The sequence below is a fragment of the Protofrankia sp. CiP1_Cm_nod4 genome (assembly GCF_982290645.1).
This window is the reverse complement of record NZ_CEVIVC010000007.1, coordinates 6,437-7,054: the sequence shown is the minus strand read 5'-3', so window position 1 is coordinate 7,054 and position 618 is coordinate 6,437. Positions and strand designations below refer to the sequence as shown.

The following is a 618-nucleotide window of genomic DNA, read 5'->3' as shown; positions in this document are numbered from 1 at the left end:
ACGCGGACGACGGGACCGGGGACGACGGGACCGGGGACGACGGGACCGGGGACGACGGGACCGGGGACGACGGGACCGGGGACGACGAGGCCGCGGACGACAGGACCGGGGACGACGAGGCCGCGGACGACGGGACCGGGGGAGAAGACGACGCGGTCGAGACCGACGTCGTTGCCCTGGCCGGTAGCGGGCCGCCGCCAGCTGGCGCGACGGCCGACGGCGGCGCGCCCGCGGCTGAGGCGGTGGGCGGGGCGGCGGAGCCGGCGGGCGGGGCCGACGGGGCTGGCGCGGCGGTCGGAGTGGACACAGCGGTCGGAGCGGACATGGGGATAAGAGCGGACACAGCGTTCGAAACAGGCGCAGAGGTCGGAACAGGCATATGGTCCGAAATGGGCACGGTGGTCGGAATGGACGAGGTGCGGCGCGCCGCGCTGGTCTCCAAGCTGCTGCTCAACGTGTTCGCGACCGGGGCGGGCAGCGTGTCGGCGACCCAGCTGTCCGGCTGGCAGTCCGACGCGGAGTGGCTGCGGCGGGCGCTCGGGCCGGGGGCCGGCGCGGGAACGGGCGCCGGCGACGGCTTCGAGCTGAACGGCACGCTCGCCGACGTCGAGGCCGACC

1 pseudogene is annotated in these 618 nt (G+C 76.2%); it reads left to right on the top strand.

Features of this window, described 5'->3' with window-relative positions:
- Positions 1–618: pseudogene (locus tag AC5LSR_RS02925) on the top strand (hypothetical protein); the annotation flags it as partial.